Raw genomic sequence first — 7,688 nt, 5'->3', positions numbered from 1 at the left:
TTCTAAAGCCTTGCTATAAGAATTGGTAGCTGCCTCATAATCACCTTCATCGGTTTTAAATAGGGCATAATGAGCATAATATTTGGCTAGAAATTCATTGTTCGTTGTATTTTGAGCCAGATCTTTTAGCTTTTCAAGAATCGGATAGGCTTGTTCAGGCTCGCTTTTATGCTTCATGAATTCAGCATGGATGCGTTCTAAATCTTCAGTCTCTTTATTTTTAACCTCTAAAATCTCATCGGAATTGCAGGCAAAGAAAAACGATATGAGTGATAGGCATAAGGCTAGCTTCCGCATGGGTAAAGTAAGTTTAGGATGATTATTGTAAATATGGGTCGACAAATATGCCTATAATATTATGTAATCAATATTCATATAAACCCTAAAACTTACCTGCATTAGGAAACTAACCTTTTTCTTTCTCCTAACGGCATGTAACTTTAAAAATCATCATGACCAGCTTCTTCCATATCAACTCCTTCCGTTTTTAATACATGGTCATTAGCGGGGGAAACTTCTTCTTCCTGGCATGAGGTGAAAGCCAGTCCAAATGTGGCAATGAATGCAATGGCGGCAATTTTTCTAATTTTCATTTGTTTTTGAATTTAAATGGTTTAGTTAATTTTTGGTCGTCAGGCAATTGTGTAAAGACCGTCACAAACTTAATGGTTTCCTGTACGATCATCTAATTGTACTTTCAGGCAATGGTACGCTGGTAATGAATAAGTTATCCTTGTATGGCTTTGTATTGTAAACTGATTCGCTACCAATAGCAAGTAAAGAAAATTTTAACCAAACCAATAGCTGCGCTACTGTACTGTAATAGGCATAAAGGCTAAAATCACCCTTTTAAAATGACATTACGTGATAATTTATTACACGGAATTTTCAATGGATTTGCAGAGTGGGATTGGGTTGGTATACTATTTAGCGCGTGTTTTCTTTGCGTGAGGATGTTAATTCAAAGCCAGGCACCGGGAAGAGGTAGAGGAAAACAAAGGCCGGGCAAACCCGGCCTTAATCTCATCTTATTCACTCAAAAAATCATCTTTATTTTTGATAGTTACAGGCTCTAACTCGCTCTTTTGAAGGTAAGCGATCATTTTGCCAATTTGCTTGTCTTTTATACTTTTAAAGTCTGCTTTGGCTTTGTCGAACCTTTCTTCGATCAGCCTGAGGTTGTCCATCTCTGACGCAGATGGTTTTTCAAAACCTGCGGCTATTTTACTGTACAGGTCTGATAGTTTCTTTCTTAACTGAGGCTCTGCCGCGCCTACGTAGTTATCGCCTTTGGTGATAACCATAGTATCTTTCAGGTCGTTGAGCGATTTGATGACCGGCTCCGTGACTTTTTTTGATTTAGCATCTTCTTTGAGCAGGTTTTCGGCTCTTGCAATCCACTCATCCATTTCGTAAACGGTATAGGCCAGGTCTTCAGACATATTATAAAGCTTCATGGTTACGTCATGCTTTACTTTGCGGTCGGCGTCAGTTAACAGCGAGGTAGGGTCGTTGACCAGAACCAGATCAGTTTCATAAGTGTCTTTTCCTTTCGTCATTACTACCTTATAAGTGCCTGCCATTACTCTTGGGGCGGTAAACCCGCCATAAGTGAAGGTTTTGCCCTTGGCTACTTTCGGTTGCTTTGTTCTGTAGTTCCACGTCACAATGTTGATTCCTTTGGATTTGCCCGGGGTCAGGTCCATAATCTTATTTCCTTCATTGTCGCGGACTTCCATAGTCATTTTGCCAAATGTATGTCGCTTTTTCAGGTAGTAAACTATTCGTGCCGCCGTGGAGGGGTTCGGGCCTACAAACTGGGTTTCGGTACTTCCTCCGCCAAAGCCGCTTTCTTCCACCATCACCGTAGGTTTGGTGTTAAAGAAGTGAACGTCTTTTTGAAGTACTTCCTGACTGAGCTGACGCAGCGGGGAGATATCATCAATAATTATTATTCCCCGGCCATGTGTGCCCAATACCAGGTCGTTGGTCTTTTTCTGCAATTCGATGTAGTGGATAGCTACGGCAGGTACATTGTTGGTGAATTTTGACCATGATTTTCCTCCGTTGATGGTTATATAGAGGCCAAACTCAGTTCCCAGGAATAGCAGGTTTTCATTTTCATAATCCTCCTGAATGTTGCGGGCAAAGCCATCAATTTCATCGGTTACTATGGATGTCCATGTCTTACCGAAATCATCGGTTTTGTAAACATAGGTGTTGAAGTCACCGGTGCTGTGTCCTTCAAATACGGCATAGGCAGTGGCTTTATTGAAACTACTGGCCTCAATATGGTAACACCAAGTATTTTTTGGCAAGCCCTGAATATTAGCTACTGTATTCGTCCAGCTTTTGCCTCCGTTTTGTGTTACCTGCACATTGCCATCATCAGTGCCAACCCATATTACCTGCTCATCAAGCGGAGATTCTGCGATGGTGAAAATGGTAGTATGGTTCTCTGCTCCGGAATTATCTTTTGACAGACCGCCCGACTCTTCCTGGCTTTGTTTTGAAGGGTCATTGGTGGTCAGGTCGGGTGAAATTTTAACCCAGGTGTCGCCCATGTCTTCGGATTTATGAAGAAACTGGCTGCCCATATAAAACCGGTCGGGCTGATGAACACTTACAGCCATAGGGGCATTCCAGTTGAACCGCAGTTTAGGGTCTCCTTTTACCGGCAGAGGCTGAATAGTTTTGTTTTTATTTCTTTCTACATCATAGCGCCATACATTTTCAGCTCCCTGCATTTCAGAGTAAATGATGTTTTTGGTAGGGTGCTTCAGAACCCTGAAACCATCACCAAAACCTATGGAATTCCAATCCCGGGCTTCTACTCCGCCTGGTGAAGAGGAGGGGCCATACCATGAGCCATTATCCTGAAGGCCGCCGTAAATGTTGTAGGGCTCGTTGTCGTCAACACTAATGTGGTAGAACTGGGAGATGGGCAGGTTAGGAACAATCTCCATGGTAGTACCACCATTGTAAGAACGGTATACACCTCCGTCGGTGCCTACATACATGCGATCGGAGTCATTGATGTCGAAAAGAATGTCGTGGATATCCGCATGCATATTGCCCAGGTTTTTGAAGGTTTTGCCTCCATCACGACTAATGGAGCCAAATAAGCCGCCTTTAACTACTACATCAGGGTTTTTAGGGTCTATCACCAGGCGGGAAAAGTAAAATGGCCTTACAACAAGACCAAAGTCATTGTTCAGGTGCTTCCAGCTTTTTCCAGCATCATCTGAGCGGTAAAGGCCGTTATTTCTGGCCTGTTCTGTTTCAAGAACGGTGTAGAGTATATTAGGGTCGGAGGGGGCCACTGCTACTGCAATTCGCCCTAATTTGCCGGAAGGGAATCCGTTATGGATTTTATTCCAGGTTTTACCCCCATCGGTTGATTTGTATAAGGCACTGTTCTGGCCTCCTGAGCTGAACGACCAGGGGGTTCTTCTGAATTCCCACATGGAGGCATATAAGGTGTTAGGGTCTTTCGGGTCCATCACCAGGTCACTACAACCTGTTTTTTGATCTACATAAAGGATCTTTTCCCATGTTTTACCACCATCAGGTGATTTGTAAACACCTCTCTCATCGCTGTCGCTCCACAATGCGCCAAGTACGCCTATGTACATTTCATCAGACGATGGGCTGATGGCGATACTGCTGATACGTTCTGATTTTTCAAAGCCTGTTTTTTTCCAGTTGTTGCCGCCATCGGTTGACTGAAAAAGTCCGTCACCAATGGAAACACTATTCCTTGTCCAGGTCTCTCCGGTTCCTACCCAAATGGTATTGTCCGGGTCTTTGGGGTCAACACTTATGACGCCTATGGACTGGGGGTGTTCATCAAATATGGGTTTGAAGGTGACGCCTCCGTCAAAAGATTTCCATACACCACCACCTGCTGCTCCTGCATAGATGATCTTGTTGTTTTTTGGGTGGCCCTCCAGATCATTTATTCTTCCGCTCATTAGTGCCGGGCCTATTTGTCTGGCTTGCAGGTCACCAAAAAGTTCTTTGCCCGAAAGGTTGACCTCTTCCTGAGCGGAGGCCCGGGTAGAAGCCAATATGCACAGGGCTACCATTACATAAAATAATTTTTTCATGTGTCTAAGGTTAGATATGTTGTTACGATTTTGGGTTTTAAAGCGTCGTTACCAACGGTGCGGTATGCGGTTGGTAACTGAGGGTACAGAAAATTAAAATGGCTCAGATTTCTCCGAGCCATTTAATCATTTATTCACCTTCCGGGAAAGAGAAAGCGCTTTCATCCACATCAGGATTAATTTCGATAGCATCAATGGTTACAGGCTGGGAAGGTCCGTCTTTTACTCCCTGTGATATGGCAAAAGGGAAGTAGAAACCTTCAACTTCCTGATAGTCGCTAAAGGTAATATGAGATATGATACCTTTCTGAGGGCCTGAAACTACTTCGGTTTCCTGTGCGATAGGAACAAAATTCTCCTTGTCAAAGAAGTAATACACCACGTCTTCCACTTTTTCACCGTCCACGGTTACCGGTTCTTTTACAAGTTTTAATTTAAAGGTTTCGGTTCCTTCTACAGTCTCATTTCCAACCAACTCAAGTTTATAGCCTTTCTTTTTGTAGTCGTAAAGGTCCTGGGGGAAGTCGTTGGTGTTGAGCTTATGGTTAGCTGTAGCTTCTGCATCGGCTTTTTCAGCTTTCATAGTCTGGAAATTGGTATTCCACAGCACGTCACCATCATAAACCCCCTGCATGATATCATTTCCCTGAACGGTAACTTTGGTGTACTGCTTGCCATCGGCCAGTTGAACTACCTCAATAGGGATTTCCATGCCACCCTGATTCACTTTGAAGTTCATTTTTACACCCTTAAGTGCTCCCCAGTTTTCATATCCACCGGTATTCTCAAAGTAATTTTTAATAATCTCATCTGCCGTTTGGGCCTGTGCCCATGATACTGCAAAAATCAATGCCAGCACCATTACTTTCATTCTTTTCATATCTGTTCGATCAAGGTTTGATTTAGTTTACTCATCTTAAAGCTCTTGGAGCCAAAAGACAAGTGAATATGGCAAAAAAGATAGATACTTCTAACCAAGAAGTGATGATCTTATGGTATTTGCTGATGATTGGTGCTTAGTGATGATGAAAATTCCCCTTTTTTCCAGAATTGAAATGATAAATGCCCCACTGCAACTTCAGGTGTGTTAATCGCAGTGAGACATTCTATATGTTGCTTTGTTTTGTGCTAGTCGTTAGCTATTTAGGTTAATTCAACCTTAAAAACATCCTTTCAAAATTCATGGTAAGGGTGTCGAACTGCTGGAATATATCCTGCCCCAGGTTGCCGTACATGCCTATATCCTTTTTGAGGTCATGATCAAAAAAGACCTGGGCGGAATCCACGCGAAATGGTTGTTGTGCTATGGCTGCGGAGAAGGTGGTTTTATAAATAGCAGTTTTTATAGCTCCACCGGCTCCACCGATAGATACAGAGTCCGGTTTGCCACTTTGAACTATGGCATCTTCATGAAGATTAAAATATGATTTATAAAGCTGGGTCGATGATGCCCCGGTATCAAAGGTGAATGGGAGGGTGCGGGAATCCTGGACTACGGCAACTATAGGGGTGAGAAAATCCAGAGCCATATTAGTGACAGCGTAATCGCCGGTAGTTTCAGGGATGTGGAGGTTTGCATTATTTACTATACTCACCTCCCTAAGGGCGTGAATAACCGGGAAGCCGATGATCAGGTCGATTTGGTAACCTATTGAAGGAAAACTCAGGCTGCTTTCGGGAAATACAAGGAACACTACATTTTTTAAGGTTGTGTTTCCTATTGTCAATGACTCGGCCAGAGCTATATGAGAGCCTACTTCGTTACCGGTCAGCGCAGTAACCTTGAAAGTTTCTCCGAGCGTGGTAAGGCCGCATTTCATCGCCAGGCTGTCAGTAATTACGGACAAGTTTGCGCCCGTATCAAAAACCGCTTGTTGCTCTGTATTGCTGATGCTGACTGGTATTCTTGAAAGTCCAGCTATGTCTTTACTAATGGGCAGTGTACTTTCTGTGATCATCGCTGTCTGACCGGGGCTGCTTTTTAACGCATCATAAATTTTCAAGGTGTTTTCGTGGTCTTCTTTTTCCTCTTTGCTTAACCCGCTTAGAGCCAGAATGGCTTTGGTTGCTTCAAAGGCATCATTGTACCTGCCAATAAATACGCTGTTGTTGACTTTAGTCTCTAGCAGTTGGAGTTTGAGGGAGTCTGAAAGGGAAGCATTGTGGTAGCGCATGACGCTGTCTATTGCTATATTGGAAACTTCCCTGTTATTGAAAATGGCATGGGTAAAGGCCTTAATTATGAGGCGGTCCCTATCACTGAGCAATGCTTTGTTTTCATTGAACTCGTCTTTTAGCTCAAAAAAGGCTTTGTTTCTATACAAGGAATCCAGGTGTTTGTAAACCTGATGATCGTTCTCTGGCTTTTCAGTACGGTTGCAACTTTGGAAGATAAGCAATAAAAGTGCTGCCAGCGCGAATAATGTTCTATTCATAAGTCCCGGAGTAAAAAGATAATTGGTTTGTATATGTTATTAGAGTTCAAACAAGGAGGAGGAGGGACACCTCTTACCCGTTCCATGAACCAAATTTGCCTTTTCTGTAATCGTCGTAAGCTTCATAGATTTCCTGCTCCGTGTTCATTACAAAAGGGCCCTGTGCGACTACAGGTTCATTGAAAGGTCTTGCATAGCCTAAGAGCAAGGTGCTTTCTGTAGAGGCTTTGACTTGCAGGTTTTCATGGTCATTTTCAAATTCTGCAAGTTGAGTTGCTTTTACGGTATGACCATTCACCTCAAGCTGCCCTTTGATCACATAAAAGAAGATGTTTTGGTCTAAAGGCACTTGCAGGTCTAATTCCCCACCAGGCATAAAGTTGATGGTGGCCAGGTGGACATCTGTTTGTGGTGCAAATGCACTATGGGTTCCATCCCAGTCGCCCGCAATCAGGTTCATGGTCACTTTATTATTGGAGAGGGTTTGGGTGGGAATGTCTTGCTTTTGAAGGCCTGTATAATGAGGCGCTGTCATTTTCAGACTAGCCGGAAGGTTAAGCCAGAGTTGTAGAATTTCCAGTGGTCCACCTTCTTTTTTAAATTCATCTGATGAAATTTCAGCATGGATAAGTCCGCTGCCGGCTACCATCCACTGTACACCACCCCCGGTAATAATGCTTTCATGGCCACCTGAGTCTTTGTGCATAATGTCGCCTTCCATAATAAAGGTCACAGTCTGCATGCCACGATGTGGATGAGGACCAAAGGGTAGCCCCTGGTTATGTGGTGGGTATGTCTGTGGCCCGTGATGGTTAAGGAATAAAAACGGATCAATCTGGTCAAGTTGCCGTGTTGGCAGAGGTGAATAGGTTTTTAGGTCTGCTATAGGGCGATACTCTGCGTTATGAATTTTTTTGACAGTTCTCATGGATTATATTTTCTACTGTACATGAGAACGTCAGTCAAGCAGTCATGGTTATGTTTTTTAGTAACTACTGGGGTAGGGCAGACGGAATTTTACCACACGGGCATGCCTGAGGTTGCTATCAAAAATAAGAGCTTCCGCATCAGGGTATTGTTCCCTGGCCAGTGCAGTCATATGTTGAAGTACCTGCTGAAAATCCACGTTTTTACCTGCCGTGGT

6 protein-coding genes are annotated in these 7,688 nt (G+C 43.4%); all 6 read right to left on the bottom strand.

The window, feature by feature from the left end; all coding sequences use genetic code 11:
• On the bottom strand, positions 1-297 hold a 297-nt coding region (locus E1163_RS04350), incomplete at its 3' end, for a hypothetical protein (RefSeq protein ID WP_155169886.1).
• 143 nt (positions 298-440) lie between these two features.
• Entirely contained in the window at positions 441-593 is a 153-nt protein-coding gene (locus E1163_RS04345; RefSeq protein ID WP_155169883.1) for a hypothetical protein, read from the bottom strand.
• A 435-nt stretch (positions 594-1,028) separates the two neighbouring features.
• Positions 1,029-4,109, bottom strand: coding sequence for a WD40/YVTN/BNR-like repeat-containing protein (locus tag E1163_RS04340; protein ID WP_155169880.1), 3,081 nt, complete (start codon positions 4,107-4,109; stop codon positions 1,029-1,031).
• 130 nt (positions 4,110-4,239) lie between these two features.
• Entirely contained in the window at positions 4,240-4,989 is a 750-nt protein-coding gene (locus tag E1163_RS04335) for an outer membrane lipoprotein-sorting protein (RefSeq protein WP_155169877.1), read from the bottom strand.
• Between the two features lie 268 nt (positions 4,990-5,257).
• Positions 5,258-6,544 (bottom strand): retropepsin-like aspartic protease, encoded by a 1,287-nt coding sequence (locus E1163_RS04330; protein WP_155169874.1) that lies wholly within the window; start codon positions 6,542-6,544, stop codon positions 5,258-5,260.
• Positions 6,545-6,617: 73 nt separating this feature from the next.
• Positions 6,618-7,472 (bottom strand): pirin family protein, encoded by an 855-nt coding sequence (locus tag E1163_RS04325; protein WP_155169871.1) that lies wholly within the window; start codon positions 7,470-7,472, stop codon positions 6,618-6,620.
• Positions 7,473-7,688: the final 216 nt, after the last annotated feature.

The sequence above is a fragment of the Fulvivirga kasyanovii genome (assembly GCF_009711405.1).
In the GTDB taxonomy this organism is placed as follows: Bacteria; Bacteroidota; Bacteroidia; order Cytophagales; family Cyclobacteriaceae; genus Fulvivirga; species Fulvivirga kasyanovii.
The sequence above is the reverse complement of the archived record's forward strand: the minus strand, read 5'-3'. Positions and strand labels throughout refer to the sequence as shown.

Coding starts and splice junctions, on each gene's coding strand:
- E1163_RS04330 (WP_155169874.1), bottom strand. CDS start 6,544: ATGAATAGAACATTATTCGCGCTGGCAGCACTTTTATTGCTTATCTTC.
- E1163_RS04340 (WP_155169880.1), bottom strand. CDS start 4,109: ATGAAAAAATTATTTTATGTAATGGTAGCCCTGTGCATATTGGCTTCT.
- E1163_RS04325 (WP_155169871.1), bottom strand. CDS start 7,472: ATGAGAACTGTCAAAAAAATTCATAACGCAGAGTATCGCCCTATAGCA.
- E1163_RS04345 (WP_155169883.1), bottom strand. CDS start 593: ATGAAAATTAGAAAAATTGCCGCCATTGCATTCATTGCCACATTTGGA.
- E1163_RS04335 (WP_155169877.1), bottom strand. CDS start 4,989: ATGAAAAGAATGAAAGTAATGGTGCTGGCATTGATTTTTGCAGTATCA.